The sequence below is a fragment of the Streptomyces sp. NPDC055239 genome, from assembly GCF_053606205.1.
Genome location: NZ_JBSGRD010000015.1, coordinates 147,344 through 160,158, shown reverse-complemented (window position 1 = coordinate 160,158; position 12,815 = coordinate 147,344). Strand labels below are relative to the sequence as shown.

General features: G+C 70.5%; 16 protein-coding genes. 7 read left to right on the top strand and 9 right to left on the bottom strand.

Annotation, left to right across the window (positions count from 1 at the left end; all coding sequences use genetic code 11):
* Positions 1 to 32: 32 nt before the first annotated feature.
* From ACWFRJ_RS36985 to ACWFRJ_RS36975, 3 genes are all read right to left on the bottom strand, one after another.
* The gene (locus tag ACWFRJ_RS36985) at positions 33 to 1,211 is read right to left on the bottom strand and encodes a nitric oxide synthase oxygenase (RefSeq protein WP_453541591.1); all 1,179 of its coding nucleotides are present in this window, start codon (positions 1,209 to 1,211) and stop codon (positions 33 to 35) included.
* A 283-nt stretch (positions 1,212 to 1,494) separates the two neighbouring features.
* Positions 1,495 to 1,728: an XRE family transcriptional regulator gene (locus ACWFRJ_RS36980; protein WP_453541329.1), complete on the bottom strand. Its 234-nt coding sequence runs from the start codon at positions 1,726 to 1,728 to the stop codon at positions 1,495 to 1,497.
* A 97-nt stretch (positions 1,729 to 1,825) separates the two neighbouring features.
* Positions 1,826 to 2,287: an ATP-binding protein gene (locus ACWFRJ_RS36975; RefSeq protein WP_453541326.1), complete on the bottom strand. Its 462-nt coding sequence runs from the start codon at positions 2,285 to 2,287 to the stop codon at positions 1,826 to 1,828.
* Positions 2,288 to 2,500: 213 nt separating this feature from the next.
* On the opposite strand from ACWFRJ_RS36975, the gene ACWFRJ_RS36970 reads away from it, so the two are divergent.
* Positions 2,501 to 3,361, top strand: coding sequence for an RNA polymerase sigma factor SigF (locus ACWFRJ_RS36970; protein WP_453541323.1), 861 nt, complete (start codon positions 2,501 to 2,503; stop codon positions 3,359 to 3,361).
* Between the two features lie 106 nt (positions 3,362 to 3,467).
* Entirely contained in the window at positions 3,468 to 3,896 is a 429-nt protein-coding gene (locus ACWFRJ_RS36965) for a DUF6003 family protein (protein ID WP_453541320.1), read from the top strand.
* Here the strand turns inward: ACWFRJ_RS36965 and ACWFRJ_RS36960 are convergent.
* The 4 genes from ACWFRJ_RS36960 to ACWFRJ_RS36945 all read right to left on the bottom strand — a co-directional run bounded on the left by ACWFRJ_RS36960 (position 3,868) and on the right by ACWFRJ_RS36945 (position 7,360).
* Positions 3,868 to 4,506, bottom strand: coding sequence for a VanZ family protein (locus ACWFRJ_RS36960; protein WP_453541317.1), 639 nt, complete (start codon positions 4,504 to 4,506; stop codon positions 3,868 to 3,870). The genes ACWFRJ_RS36965 and ACWFRJ_RS36960 overlap by 29 nt on opposite strands.
* A 46-nt stretch (positions 4,507 to 4,552) precedes the next feature.
* Entirely contained in the window at positions 4,553 to 4,945 is a 393-nt protein-coding gene (locus ACWFRJ_RS36955; protein WP_453541314.1) for a DUF2267 domain-containing protein, read from the bottom strand.
* Entirely contained in the window at positions 4,917 to 5,672 is a 756-nt protein-coding gene (locus ACWFRJ_RS36950; RefSeq protein ID WP_453541311.1) for a GAF domain-containing protein, read from the bottom strand. The genes ACWFRJ_RS36955 and ACWFRJ_RS36950 overlap by 29 nt, the downstream gene beginning before the upstream one ends.
* Positions 5,673 to 5,851: 179 nt before the next feature.
* Positions 5,852 to 7,360, bottom strand: a complete 1,509-nt coding sequence (locus ACWFRJ_RS36945) for an FUSC family protein (RefSeq protein ID WP_453541308.1) — start codon at positions 7,358 to 7,360, stop codon at positions 5,852 to 5,854.
* A 310-nt stretch (positions 7,361 to 7,670) separates the two neighbouring features.
* Between ACWFRJ_RS36945 and ACWFRJ_RS36940 the strand changes: the two genes are divergently transcribed.
* The gene (locus tag ACWFRJ_RS36940) at positions 7,671 to 7,817 is read left to right on the top strand and encodes a hypothetical protein (RefSeq protein WP_453541305.1); all 147 of its coding nucleotides are present in this window, start codon (positions 7,671 to 7,673) and stop codon (positions 7,815 to 7,817) included.
* 14 nt (positions 7,818 to 7,831) lie between these two features.
* On the opposite strand, the gene ACWFRJ_RS36935 is transcribed toward ACWFRJ_RS36940, so the two are convergent.
* On the bottom strand, positions 7,832 to 8,227 hold the full coding sequence (locus ACWFRJ_RS36935; protein ID WP_389905576.1) for an STAS domain-containing protein: 396 nt from the start codon (positions 8,225 to 8,227) through the stop codon (positions 7,832 to 7,834).
* 79 nt (positions 8,228 to 8,306) lie between these two features.
* Positions 8,307 to 9,164 carry an RNA polymerase sigma factor SigF gene (locus ACWFRJ_RS36930; protein WP_453541588.1) on the bottom strand — a complete coding sequence of 286 codons (858 nt, stop codon included), beginning with the start codon at positions 9,162 to 9,164 and terminating at the stop codon, positions 8,307 to 8,309.
* Between the two features lie 224 nt (positions 9,165 to 9,388).
* Between ACWFRJ_RS36930 and ACWFRJ_RS36925 the strand changes: the two genes are divergently transcribed.
* The 4 genes from ACWFRJ_RS36925 (at position 9,389) to ACWFRJ_RS36910 (ending at position 12,477) form a co-directional block, all read left to right on the top strand.
* A complete protein-coding gene (locus tag ACWFRJ_RS36925; RefSeq protein ID WP_453541302.1) occupies positions 9,389 to 9,877 on the top strand; it encodes a DUF3662 domain-containing protein in 489 nt (162 codons plus the stop codon).
* Between the two features lie 237 nt (positions 9,878 to 10,114).
* Positions 10,115 to 10,318 carry a cold-shock protein gene (locus tag ACWFRJ_RS36920; protein ID WP_361840963.1) on the top strand — a complete coding sequence of 68 codons (204 nt, stop codon included), beginning with the start codon at positions 10,115 to 10,117 and terminating at the stop codon, positions 10,316 to 10,318.
* A gap of 262 nt (positions 10,319 to 10,580) precedes the next feature.
* Positions 10,581 to 12,107 (top strand): DEAD/DEAH box helicase, encoded by a 1,527-nt coding sequence (locus tag ACWFRJ_RS36915; protein ID WP_453541299.1) that lies wholly within the window; start codon positions 10,581 to 10,583, stop codon positions 12,105 to 12,107.
* 61 nt (positions 12,108 to 12,168) lie between these two features.
* Positions 12,169 to 12,477 carry an SCO5918 family protein gene (locus ACWFRJ_RS36910; protein ID WP_453541296.1) on the top strand — a complete coding sequence of 103 codons (309 nt, stop codon included), beginning with the start codon at positions 12,169 to 12,171 and terminating at the stop codon, positions 12,475 to 12,477.
* Positions 12,478 to 12,815: the final 338 nt, after the last annotated feature.

The following is a 12,815-nucleotide window of genomic DNA, read 5'->3' as shown; positions in this document are numbered from 1 at the left end:
GGGCACTCGTGCGGCAGACGCTAGCAGCCGGTCTAGACCAAGGGGGCCCGGGTCGGGGCGTCCCGGACCAGGACGTCGCCGCTCTCGCCGCGCGCCCTGGCGAGGGCCTCGGGGTGGTGGACGTAGGCGGGGTGGCGCTCAACGGTGTCGTACGTGCGGTGGAAGACGGGGGTCGCGCTGCCGGAGAGCGGGGGCACGATCCAGGACCAGTCGGCACCCACGGTGCGGCCCCTGCTCTCCTCGCGGGCCAGGTGGGCCAGGAAGCGCCGGGACTCGGTGTGGTGGTCGGTCATGGTGACACCGGCCCGGTCGAAGGAGTGGAGCACCGCCCGGTTGAGCTCGACAAGGGCGCGGTCCTTCCAGAGCGAACGGTCGCTCGCCGTATCGAGCCCGAGCCGTTCGGCGACGCGCGGCAGCAGGTCGTAGCGGTCCCTGTCGGCGAGGTTGCGGGCACCGATCTCGGTGCACATGTACCAGCCGTTGAAGGGCGACGAAGGGTAGCAAATACCCCCGATCTCCAGGCACATGCAGGCCAGCGCGGGTACCGCGTGCCACCGCAGTTCGAGCCCCGCCCACCAGGGGTGATCAGGGTGTTCGATCGGGACTTCGAGGACGGCGTCGGGCGGCAGCCCGAACCAGCGGGGCCTCTCGCCCGGGCCCTGGACCACCAGGGGCAGGACGTCGAAGGGGGTGCCGGGGCCGCCCGGCCAGCCGAGGCCGCGCGCGAACTCGGTGATCCCGACGTTGCGCGGGTCGCCGACGACTCGTCCGCCGGGGCGCCGGTACCCGGCGTACCGGATGAGCTGCTCGTTCCAGATGCGGGGTCCCGGGCGGCCGGGCGCGTCGGGCGCGAAGACGGTGATGAGGGGCCTGATCCGCCGCCCGCCGCTGACGGCGGCGCGCAGATGGTCCGCCGACGCGGCGGCGATGTCCTCGGCGGCGGTCAGCTCCCTGCGGTCAAGGACGTGCAGGGAGCGCCAGTAGAGACGTCCGATGCAGCGGGCGGCGTTGCGCCAGGCGAGCCGGGCGCCGAAGACGAGCTCGTCGTGGGTGTGGCGGTACGTTCCCGTCCCCGCGATCTCGGCGAGCACCTGGGCGATCCGTGGCGCGGGGTCACCGCGATGGGTCTCGTCGTGGTGCAGGCGGACGAACTCGGCGGCGGCCCGGCGCAGGGCGGACCCTGTCGGCGCACCGTCCGCGGGGCACGGCACCGGCGGGGTGCCGTCGCCCTCGTGGCCCGCAAGACGCTCCGGGCAGGCCGTGTCGGCGGCACGCCGGTGCGCGCGCGGCAAGTTCCGCATGGTGCACCCCCAGGAGGCAGCTCCGGGGCACGAACCGCTCAACCGCTCCCGCGCGGTCCGCACGTCTGTTAGCCGCGGAGTTACCCCTCCGACGGAGTGATCCACCCTGTATGTGCCCGGTGAACATGCCTCAGACGCGGGCGAACTGTCCACGCCGTGTTCGCGGCCAGGGAGGTCTTCGCGACCAGGGAGATCAAGGAGAGGTTGCCGTGGCCGTGGGCCGCGCGGCGTCCTTGATGGCGGGCAGTGCGAGGGCGCCTGCCAGTTCCACCAGTTCCTCGTCGGTCGGGCGGACGGGCCCCTCGGTACCGTCCTCGGCGAAGGCCCGGATGCGTGGGGTGCGGATCCCGGTCTTGTCGGCGATCGCCTGCGGCGTCAGATGCCGGCGGCGCATGGTCTTCTGGAGCAGCTGAGACAGGTCATCCATTGACCTCTCCTGCCCCGCTCGCGTGCGCTCATGCCGTGCGTCTGCGCGCACGGTGTCCGGCGCACGGCGCCGCGGACCCGCTACCCGGGCACGACCGCTACCTGGGCATGACGGCCCGGATGGTCTTGCCCGTGGGTCCACTGGCCACGGAGACCGCCTTGGCCATGTGCTGCACCATGGGCCAGCCGAATCCGCCGGTACCACCGGCCAGATCGGGCGCCCGCTCCTGCGGCGGTCGCGGATCGGCGTCGCCGACCACCACCGTTATGGCGTCCGGCTGCGCCTCCAGGCGCAGGGAGCACGACGCCCCGCGTGCGTGCCGTACGACATTGGTGACGAGTTCGGAGACCGCGAGCTCGACGCTCGCGGCGTCCTGGGAATCCACGGCCGGGTGGAGCCCGCCGAGGAAGGAGCGGGTGAAGTCCCGCGCGTGGGCGACGGCTTCCGGCCTCTTGTCGAAGACCGCCTTGACCGACGGTCCGGCGTCCAGCTGCTCCGGCGGGCCGGTGTTCAGCTTGTCAGACGGTCCGGTTTCCAGTCGCGTCCCTTGCGTCCTCATGAGCCCTCCTCGTACTGGGGGTGGCCTCTGTCCGAATATGGGGTGGCCGCTGTCCGAGATGCACACTTGCCCGGCAATGCGGAACCTATAACCCGTCGACACATAACGGATCTTGTTGCCTCGCGGGGCGCATGAAGCACGCGCGCGGGGGTACGTGCGCCTCATCGGTCGGTCGGGGGACGACGGAGGGCCGGGTGACAGGGGAGGGAATCCATGACAGCGGCAACCGGGACATCCACGGACACCGGGATCGCGGACACCGGCATCGCGGAACTGCCGGACATCGCTTCCCCCCAGGGGATCGGGCCGAAGGACGCCCGCGACCTGTCGAAGCTGTTCTTCAGCAGGCTCGCCGTACTCGAAGAGGGCACGCCGGAGCACCAGTACGCCCGCAACACCCTCGTCGAGATGAACATGTCCCTCGTGCGGTACGCCGCCGGACGGTTCCGCCACCGCAGTGACGACATGGAGGACATCGTCCAGGTCGGCACGATCGGCCTGATCAAGGCCATCGACCGCTTCGAGCTCTCCCGCGAGGTCCAGTTCGCCACGTTCGCCGTGCCGTACATCGTCGGTGAGATCAAGCGGTTCTTCCGGGACACCTCCTGGGCCGTCCACGTTCCGCGCCGTCTCCAGGAGGCCCGCGTCGAACTGGCCAAGGCCACCGACGAGCTCAGCTCCCGCCTCGGCCGCGCCCCCAGGACCAGCGAACTCGCCGAGTTGATGGACCTCACCGAGGAGGAGGTCATCGAGGCCCGGCAGGCAGCCAACGGCTACAACTCCACCTCCCTCGACGCCACCCTCCACGGCGACCGTGACGACAGCGAGGCGGCCCTCGCCGACTTCATCGGCGCGGAGGACCCCGCCATGGAGCTCGTGGAGGACTTCCACGCCCTCGCCCCGCTGCTCGCCCAACTCGACGAGCGGGACCGGCAGATCCTGCGTCTGCGGTTCGTGGACGAACTCACCCAGTCGCAGATCGGCGAACGTCTCGGCGTCTCCCAGATGCACGTCTCACGCCTGCTGAGCCGCACGTTGGCCCGGCTGCGCGAGAAGATGCTCACCACCGGCTGACACCCCCGGTCGGGGGACGGCGGAGGAAGGCGGGAGTTCGGCCGCGCGCGGAGCGCTAGCATCAGTGCGCCGCTGACGTCCGATCGAGAAGGCGATTCCCCCCACGATGGCCGATGACGCTTACCTCTTCCTCCTCCCTGACCGCCACCCCAGGCTGGGGACGGCGCTGGCCGCCGTCGGCCCCCTGGAGTGCGCGGAGATCCCCGCCGTGCACGGCTGGCTGCAGGCGCACGACGTGTCGCCCTCGTCGGAACTGGTCCGGATCCTGCCCGCCGAAGCGGAGGCGTTCATCCCCGAGGAGGCCGAGCGCCTCCTCGTTCCGTTGCGCGAGGAGGAGGCACTGCGGGTCCAGCAGGAGTGCGCGCCCCAGTCCGTCACGGACGTGGAAGGCGAACTGCTGGCGTTCCGGGAGACGACCCAGGACTGGGAGGCCCTGGTGCACCGGGCGTTGGCCGCGGGCGTCCCCGCGCACCGTATCGCCCGGCTGACCGGCCTCGACCCGCAAGTCATCGGCCGCCTGACCGCTGCCCTTTGACCGCTGACCGCGAGGACTTGCCCCCCGGCCGTCGGCCGGCGGCGGTCGGTCGCTTCGTGAAGCGGTGCCACCAATGCCGGCGGCGAGGATGCACGGCGCGTCCCAGCCTGCGGCCGATCAGCAGGTAGCCGAGGACCGCGCCGGTCGTGTTGAGCAGGACGTCGTCGACGTCGAAGGCCCGCCCGGTGACGAGAAAGCCCTGGGCCAGCTCGACGAGCAGCATCACCAGTGCCGTGACGGCTATGACGCGCAGCAGGCCCCGGGCGCGGGGCACGAGCACCGGAAGCAGCATGCCGAACGGCAGGCCAAGGACGATGTTGCCGCCGAGCTGCTTGAGGGTGTCGCGGAACGCGGGCTGTGCGAGATAGTCGCGGATCGAGTCGCCGGGGCGCAGGTTGCTGTGCGTCAACGACTCGGAGGCGGCCGAGGGCTCAAGCGTCAGCCGGGCGAGCAGCACGGCGAAGACCACCGTCCCCGCGAAGGCCAGGAGCATCGCCATCGCACGCGCCCATCCGGAGAGCGGGGGCGCGCCGGGAGCGCGCTGGCTCCCTGCTTCCTTCACGGTCTTGCCCTGCGGAACGGTCTTGCCCTGCGGAACTGTCCGCGCCATCACGAGCCTCCAATTCAGGGGGTGTTCTGTCTGCGCCTTCCGGGCGTCATGTGGGGTCCGTCCGGCCGAACAGACCGGCGTGTCCGGGCGGGAGCTGCGTGAGTATCCGGCGCAGCAGCGCGTCGTCGACGACCTCCGCGACCGTGGCGAGCACCGCGGTGACGGCTCGGCGGGCCTGTCCCGCGTCGACGTCGACGCGGGCGCCCACCGCCGCGACGAACGCCGCGGGCGTCAGAGGTTCGCTGGCGGACGTGCCTTCGGTGAGCAGGGGTTCGTACTGGTGGGGCAGCAGGCGGGCGAGGTCCGTCCGGTCGTCCCCCACCAGATGCGCCCCCAGGACCTCTAGGACGCTCTGCACCGCCCCGGCGGCCTCGTGCCGGATCTCGTAGCCCCCGCGTTCCTGGACGCGGTCAAGCAACACTTCCACCGACTCGTTCACGGCCCATCCCCTCCTCGCTCTCGTCGGCATGGTGGGCGCGCGGCGGCTGCAGGACCGTATCGGCCACGTCGAGCAGCGAAAGCCCGTCACGCGCGCTGACCTCCTGGAGCCACGCGAGCCCCTCGGCGACGGCGCAGTCCTGGCGGGCGGCGACATGGTCGGCGGCCTGGTGGATACGTTCCCAGCGCGCCGCGCGTGTGCTGGTGGCCCACACCGGGCGCCGGTGGCCGGTGGTCTCGTGCACGGGCCGCCAGCGCATCAGCGCCTCAAGGGCCAGAGCTGCGGCGCGCTGCGCGTGGGTGATGTGAGTGGGGGTCACGTCGGTGCGCTCGGTGTAGTAGAGGCACAGCACGCCGACCGGTGTGTCACGGGCGTGCAGCGGGAGCGCGAGGACCCGCCGGGTGCCGGGCAGTTCGTCCGACAGGGGCGGTCCCGTGCGGCACGGGTAGTCGCGCAGGTCCGGCACGAACACGGGCCGCATCCCCAGCGCGGCGCTCACGGAGGGGCCGTCGGCGCGGGTGAACTGTGCGGCCTCGGCCTGCAGGGCGGGTTCGTCGGTGGCGTGCAGGAGCTGCCAGTGCTCGAGCCGGGGCAGCCAGGACAGGGCTGCCCGCTGTGCGCCGAGTGACTGCCTGAACGCCGTACAGAGCCGGTTGGGCAGCGCGCGTCGCCCGACAGCCGCCGCGACCGACACGTCATGCACGATCGACGGTGATTCCTCCGGCATGGTCAACATCCCTCTCCGTCGCGCGCCTCATGGTCCTCCGGCACCCTCCGGGCTGAGGCGCACGGCTTGGCCCGGCGCCCGAAGGAGCGGAAGTTCGTCTACCACGCGAGGGGCCACCTCATGTCTCCTGAGCCCTCATCGGCCGGGCGACATCAGGCAGTCGAGGGGAACGTGCCTGCTCAGGCCCCGATCAGAGGCGTACGAGTCGAAGTGCGCAGCGGCACTGCCAGTTCGACGAGTGCCTTCTCCAGGCCGTGCAGATGGGCCAGCACGGGCTCGGCGGCGGAGGGATGCGGCAGGGCGACGGTGTCGGTGGCCGGTCCGCCGGGCGCCTCGGGCGCGGTGAGTGCCTCCACCGCGGCTTCCACGCGCCAGCAGGCGGCGGCGAGCCGGTCGTCGTGCGAGGCCTCGGGGTCCGCGGCGATCGAGGCGAGCCCGCGCACCTCGCGGGCGCAGGCGTCGAGCAGCGCGAGCACTTGGCGGGCGCGTTCCTTGCGGGCCCGCAGCGGGCTGAACGGGTGCACCAGCGGAGCGAGCGAGAACCGCACCTTCCCCAGGAGCTGCTCCAACTCGGCGACGCGCGGCGCGGGATCGGCGTGCCGGGATCCGGCGAGCCGGGCCGCGGCCTCCTCCGTGCAGGCGTGCACACAGCGCAGGGCGCGCTCGATCCAGGCGTTCGTCGTGGCGTGCGTGGTGACGGGCAGCACGAGGAGCACGGCGAGTACGGCACCGAGCGCCCCTACGCCGGTCTCCGCGACCCGCAGGGCGAGCAGCCCCGGGTCAAGGACCCCCAGCAGCCCGTAGAGCACGCCCGCCATCACGGTGACCGCGAGCATCATCCACGTGTAGGAGACGGCGGCCGTGTAGAAGATCCCGAAGACGCTGACGGCGACGATGACCGCCGAAGGGACCGGCGCGCCGTGCAGCGGGACCGCGAGGACGAAACCGGCCCCGATGCCGATGACCGTGCCGAGCACCCGCCGGAAGCTGCGTACCAGCGTCTCCCCGCTCGACGCGGTGTTCACGAACACCCACCAGGTGGCGCCCACGGCCCAGTACCACCGCTCGTGGGAGAGCACCTGCCCCGCGGCAAGGGCGAAAGCGCCGCCGAGCGCCGCTTGGACCGCCTGCCGGGTGGTCGTCCTGGCAAGGCCCCTGCCGCCCGGCGCTGCGGGCACGGCAGCGGGCGGCAGGTGGCGCTCGTAGCACCACAGCCCGAACCGTACGGACGACGAGGCGCACAGGGACAGCAGGATCGCCGCGAACAGTTCGGGCAGCTGCTCCGGCACCGTGTGCAGGAACTGCGTCGCGAAGAACATCATGAACGCGAACACGCCGAGCGAGTGCCCGCGCGGCCCCCACCGCCGCGCGTACACGCCAAGGCCCATCACACCGAGGAAGGCGATGTCCCGGGCCACGGGTACGTCGTGCAGCAGCGCCGCGAGGGCGAGCACGGGGAACCCGGCCGCGGGCAGCAGAGCCGTGGTGACGGCCTGCCCCTTCACCGTCGCGTCGCCCACGGTGAAGAGAGCGAGCAGCGCCGCGAGCCCGCCTGTGATCGCCGCGGCGAGCGAGTGCCCGGCCAGACCGCACACGGTCACCGCGAGCGCGATGCCGATGACGGCCCGCGCGGCGAACCGCAACCGCACCCGCCCCGGATCCGGCGCCACGAACACGCTCCTCAGCACAGCTTCCCCGCCCCTTTCGCATCAAGATCGGCCTGCTCGCACGCGACCTGCCCGCATGCAAAAGGCGCCGCGGGAATCCGCAGCGCCATCGACAGCCACATCACACCATCAAGAGCCTCACTGGCTCAACAGGCATCAGTTCTACTGAGCCATTGGCCCACCCATGCGTCCATACGCCGCGCCACGGGAGGGCCAACGGACCACGTGTCGGAGAGCGCCCGGGCCGGGGCCATGGCGTAAGCGCCGCTGACCTGGGTAGCTCCCGAGCACCCCGTCGTAGGGCGGTGGTTCTCACGTCTCAGGAGTCGCCATGCCCGGAATGATCGACCGCATCAAGCAGTTCGTCCGCAGCCCTCAGGGGCAGCGGACGATCCGTCAGGTCCGCCAGGCCTCGGCCGACCCCAAGAAGCGGGCCCAGGCCAAGCGGATGCTCGGCAAGATCCGGGGACGCCACTGAGCCTCGCCGAGGGGCTACGGCGCCCTCGGCGGCCACTGCGGGCGCTCGTCCTCCGGCAGGGTGAGGAGGGCCTGGCCGACCGTGCGGTGGGCGGGGAGGAGTTCCGTGCTGCCGGTCAGCGCCAGCATTTCCGAGAGGCGCCGCCCCGCCCCGGCGAGGAGCAGCCTGCCCTCACGGCGGGCGAGCAGCCAGCGCACGGCGAGCAGGCAGTTCAGGCCGCGCGAGTCGCAGAACATCAGCGCCGTCACGTCAAGGACCAGATGCCGGTGCCCGGCCTCGACAGAGGCGCCGAGGGTACGCAGGAAGAACTCCTCGCAGGACTGGTCGAGCTCGCCGCTGACCCGCAGCACCGCGGAGTCGGAGCAACTCGCGAGCTCGGTGATGGTCAGGCGATGGGTCTCTGTGGACATCGCACCCCCATGAGCCATCGTACCGAGACCGGCACAGAAGCCTCTCCCGGCACAGCTCGGCGTGGTTCGCGCCCCGTCGCTACCTCTTGTCGAGGAGCTTGACCCGCAGCCGCCCGAGGATCCGGGTGAGGATGCGCGAGACGTGCATCTGGGAGATTCCGAGCTCCGCACCGATCTCGCTCTGCGTCATGTCTGCGGCGAAGCGCATCGCGAGGATCTTGCGCTCGCGCTCCGGGAGCGCGGCGATGAGCGGCTTCAGGGTGTGCAGGTCCTCGACCTTGTCCAGCTCCGGATCGCGGTAGCCCACGTGGTCGGCCAGCGTGTCGTCGGAGTCGACGCCGTCGGCCGGGAAGTCCAGGGAGGCCGTGGTGTAGCCGTTGGCGGCGGTCAGGCCTTCGCTGATCTCGGCCTCGTCCAGGTCCAGATGCTCGGCGAGTTCCGCCGTGGTGGGGGTGTGCCCGTTGGTCTGCTCGAGGTCGGTCGTGGCCTTCACCAGGTCGAGACGGAGCTCCTGAAGCCGACGGGGAACGCGTACGGCCCAGGTGGTGTCGCGGAAGAACCGTTTGATCTCGCCCATGATGGTCGGCAGCGCGAAGGTGGGAAACTCCACGCCCCGCTGGAGGTCGAAGCGGTTGATGGCCTTGATCAGGCCGATCGTGCCCACCTGGACGACGTCCTCGAACGATTCGTCGCGCGGGCGCATCCGATGCGCCGCGTACTGCACGAGGTTGAGGTTCAGCTCCACCAGCGAGTTGCGTACGTAGGAGTGCTCGGGCGTGCCTTCCTCCACCGCGTCGAGGCGGGCGAAGAGCGTCTTGGAGAGGGCCCTCAGATCGGCCGTGCGCTTGGTGACGGCGGGGGGCAGGGAGTACTCGGAGGCCGTCGGGTCGGCTGCGGCGATGTCGGGGCCGGCGGTATGTCGTTCGGCGAACGACATCGTGGGTCCTTGGCTGCTCGTCGTCGAGGCCACCATCGTCACTCCCGAAACACAAGGCGCCCCCGGGGTGAGAGCGCACCGTGCACGGGCTCTTACCCACCATCTGCCGTTACATTCCCGTGACTTGACTCTCCGTATAAGAACCCTGGAAGTCAGCGCCGGATGCCGGCCTGCCACCCCATCGGGTGAGTGTGCGCCCTGGAGAGCCGGGCAGCGGAAGCGCCATGCAACTCATCAACCGGATCGAACACACCATGGAGCGATGGACGACCAACCTGTGGACTCTGCTGCTTCCGCCCCGGCACAAGCGCGGGGAAGTGGTCGCCATACTGCGCCGACAGTGCGATGACAGCGCGCTGATCCTCGGCCGCGAGCGTGTTCTCGTGCCCAACTCGTTCGTCATCGAGCTGCCGCCGGAGAGCCACCGTCAGCTGAGCACCACCAGTACCGAACTGGGTCGCTACCTCGCCGCTCAGGTGCACCGCCACGCCGCCGAGCAGGGCTACACGTTCGCGGGACCCGTCGCGGTCAGCCTGCGCCCGGCCGGTGGCGACGCCGTCGGCAGGTTCCAGGTGCACGGCCGCATCACCCCCGCGGAACACGAGGTGATCCTCGGGATGATCCCCGGGCAGACCCCTGCGGCAGAAACGCTGTGTTTCGAGCCGACCAATATGTGTGCCGGCCGTGAGAGAAATCAGCGCGACGCGCTCTGAGGCTTTCTTGCGCGACGCCCGGAAGGCATTTTTTACCACACAGAGCCGATCGCACCGTGCTACTGTTGATCTCAGTTGCAGTTGTGGTTCCCAAAAAACTTCAAGTGCCCTCACCAGTCATTCCTTGGCCGGTGGGAGCACTTTTGTATTTCCGGTCATTTCCGGCGGGGCAATCATCGCGGCGACACGGAGTCCGCACAGTGCGGGCTCCGGGCACTGCCCCGAAGGAGATTAAAAATGGCTATTGGCACCGTGAAGTGGTTCAACTCGGAAAAGGGCTTCGGCTTCATCGAGCAGGACGGCGGCGGCCCCGACGTCTTCGCCCACTACTCGAACATCGCCGCCCAGGGCTTCCGTGAGCTCCAGGAAGGCCAGAAGGTGAACTTCGACATCGCCCAGGGCCAGAAGGGCCCGACGGCCGAGAACATCGTTCCCGCCTGACGCTCACGCGTACTTCGTAGCTGGGGCCCGCACCTTGGGTGCGGGCCCCAGCTCGTTCATTTACCGCCATCCAGGCCACGGATTTCCCGCGCATCCGCGCGCGCAGAAATTACCGTCTGCCGGATCGGCTTCACGAATTCGATCCAAGCATTCGCTTCACGAATTCGCTTTACGCATTCCCCCGGCCCGTTCTCGCGATTCTCCGCGCTGTGCTTTCGCTGCGGAAATTCCTTGGTACGTGCCGCATCAAGGAAGGTTCCGCATGAACCGCACTCGTACGAACGACCGCTCCTACCGCTCCAACTCCGGATCAGGCTCCGGCTCCGGCAGGAGCGGGAACCGCTACGGCGGCGCGCCGTCCGGCGGCCGCTCCGGCGGCCCGAACCGTTCGGGCGGATACGGGCGCCGACCGTCCGCGCCCCAGGGCGAGTTCGCCCTGCCGGTCACGGTCACCCCCGCACTCCCCGCCGTCGAGGCGTTCGCCGATCTCGCGATGCCGGCCCCGCTGCTCACCGCGCTCGACCGCGAAGGCATGACCGTGCCGTTCCCGATCCAGGGCGCGACGCTGCCCAACTCCCTGGCGGGCCGCGACGTACTCGGCCGTGGCCGCACCGGCTCGGGCAAGACCCTCGCCTTCGGGCTCGCGATGCTCGCCCGTACGGAAGGCCAGCGCGCCGAGCCGCGCCAGCCCCTCGCCCTGGTCCTCGTCCCCACCCGCGAACTGGCCCAGCAGGTCACCGACGCGCTCACGCCCTACGCCCGCGCCCTGCGGCTGAAGCTCGCCACGGTGGTCGGCGGCATGTCGATCGGCAGGCAGGCCGGTGCGCTGCGATCCGGCGCCGAAGTCGTCGTCGCCACGCCGGGTCGGCTCAAGGACCTCATCGACCGCGGCGACTGCAGGCTGAACCAGGTCGGCATCACCGTCCTTGACGAGGCCGACCAGATGGCCGACATGGGCTTCATGCCCCAGGTCACCGCGCTGCTCGACCAGGTGCGCCCCGAGGGCCAGCGGATGCTGTTCTCGGCCACGCTCGACCGCAACGTCGACCTGCTCGTCCGCCGCTACCTCTCCGACCCGGTGGTCCACTCCGTCGACCCGTCGGCGGGCGCGGTCACCACGATGGAACACCACGTGCTGCACGTGCACGGCGCGGACAAGCACCGCACGACGACCGAGATCGCGGCCCGCGACGGCCGGGTGATCATGTTCCTGGACACCAAGCACGCCGTCGACCGGCTCACCGAGCACCTCCTGAGCAGCGGCGTCCGCGCCGCCGCCCTGCACGGCGGGAAGTCACAGCCGCAGCGCACCCGGACCCTGTCCCACTTCAAGACCGGTCATGTGACGGTCCTCGTGGCGACCAATGTGGCCGCACGCGGCATCCACGTCGACAACCTCGACCTGGTCGTGAACGTCGACCCGCCCACCGACCACAAGGACTACCTCCACCGCGGCGGCCGTACGGCCCGCGCCGGTGAGTCCGGCAGCGTCGTCACGCTGGTCACACCCAACCAGCGGCGCGACATGAGCCGCCTGATGGCCGCCGCGGGCATCACCCCGCAGACCGCCCAGGTGCGCTCCGGCGACGAGGAGTTGAGCCGCATCACCGGCGCCCAGGCCCCTTCGGGCATCCCGGTCACGATCACCATGCCGGCCGCGGAGCGCCCCCGGCGCGGCAGCTCGTCCTCGTCCCGGGGCCGCCGCAGCCGCAGCGCCCAGGACCGGCGCACCGACCGTGCCCCGCGTCGCCCCGCTCAGGGTCCTTCCGCCTCCAGCTCGGCGGCCTAGAGCCTTCGCGCGTTGATCGCTCAACTCTGTCAGCCGTCCCCCTCCTCACCTGTGAGGCACCATGCGCTGCGTCATCGCCCGTTTCCCGTTCGACCTCACCAAGGGTGGCGTCCTCGAAACGATGAAGGGCATCAAGCCCGAGCCGATCACGGGTGACTCCGTGATCATCGGCCGCCGCCACTACCCCATCAAGCAGGTGGGCGCGGTCATCACCCGGCAGGACCGGCGTGACTTCAGCGCCGCGGAAGTCACCCGCGCCATGACGCTCCTCGGCTTCACCTGCCGCACCCCTTCCGAGGACGCGGCCCCGAGCGGCCTCACCCCGCTCCAGACCGCTTCGGCGCTGCTCGGCGCCTCCACTCCCGTGTAGCGGGAGACGCAGGACACGACAGCAGAGCAGCAAGGAGGGCCCCACCGGTACGCCGGTGGGGCCCTCCTTGCGTGCATGCCCCGCACGCATCCGAGTGACAGCACACAAAATCTATGCTCGCCAGCGTAGACATTGGGCTGCCACATGATTAGGGTTTCTCTCGTAGTTGTAGACCAAGAAGGAGGACGGAGGAGCAGACGCCATCAGGATCGCCCGGCCCGCGATCGATTCGGCCCGGGTGCCGCAAGACCCCGGATTGGAAGGTGGTCCTCGGTCACGCATCAGCGATCCCCGCATTCCCGCCTGTTAACGGGCCGGAGAGCGGAAACAAGAGGTCG

What these genes read in the sequence shown, in the direction of transcription:
- ACWFRJ_RS36980 (WP_453541329.1), bottom strand. Translation starts at nt 1,728, where the DNA reads ATGGATGACCTGTCTCAGCTGCTCCAGAAGACCATGCGCCGCCGGCAT.
- ACWFRJ_RS36975 (WP_453541326.1), bottom strand. Translation starts at nt 2,287, where the DNA reads ATGAGGACGCAAGGGACGCGACTGGAAACCGGACCGTCTGACAAGCTG.
- ACWFRJ_RS36970 (WP_453541323.1), top strand. Translation starts at nt 2,501, where the DNA reads ATGACAGCGGCAACCGGGACATCCACGGACACCGGGATCGCGGACACC.
- ACWFRJ_RS36965 (WP_453541320.1), top strand. Translation starts at nt 3,468, where the DNA reads ATGGCCGATGACGCTTACCTCTTCCTCCTCCCTGACCGCCACCCCAGG.
- ACWFRJ_RS36960 (WP_453541317.1), bottom strand. Translation starts at nt 4,506, where the DNA reads ATGGCGCGGACAGTTCCGCAGGGCAAGACCGTTCCGCAGGGCAAGACC.
- ACWFRJ_RS36950 (WP_453541311.1), bottom strand. Translation starts at nt 5,672, where the DNA reads ATGCCGGAGGAATCACCGTCGATCGTGCATGACGTGTCGGTCGCGGCG.
- ACWFRJ_RS36940 (WP_453541305.1), top strand. Translation starts at nt 7,671, where the DNA reads ATGCCCGGAATGATCGACCGCATCAAGCAGTTCGTCCGCAGCCCTCAG.
- ACWFRJ_RS36935 (WP_389905576.1), bottom strand. Translation starts at nt 8,227, where the DNA reads ATGTCCACAGAGACCCATCGCCTGACCATCACCGAGCTCGCGAGTTGC.
- ACWFRJ_RS36930 (WP_453541588.1), bottom strand. Translation starts at nt 9,164, where the DNA reads ATGTCGTTCGCCGAACGACATACCGCCGGCCCCGACATCGCCGCAGCC.
- ACWFRJ_RS36925 (WP_453541302.1), top strand. Translation starts at nt 9,389, where the DNA reads ATGCAACTCATCAACCGGATCGAACACACCATGGAGCGATGGACGACC.
- ACWFRJ_RS36920 (WP_361840963.1), top strand. Translation starts at nt 10,115, where the DNA reads ATGGCTATTGGCACCGTGAAGTGGTTCAACTCGGAAAAGGGCTTCGGC.
- ACWFRJ_RS36915 (WP_453541299.1), top strand. Translation starts at nt 10,581, where the DNA reads ATGAACCGCACTCGTACGAACGACCGCTCCTACCGCTCCAACTCCGGA.
- ACWFRJ_RS36910 (WP_453541296.1), top strand. Translation starts at nt 12,169, where the DNA reads ATGCGCTGCGTCATCGCCCGTTTCCCGTTCGACCTCACCAAGGGTGGC.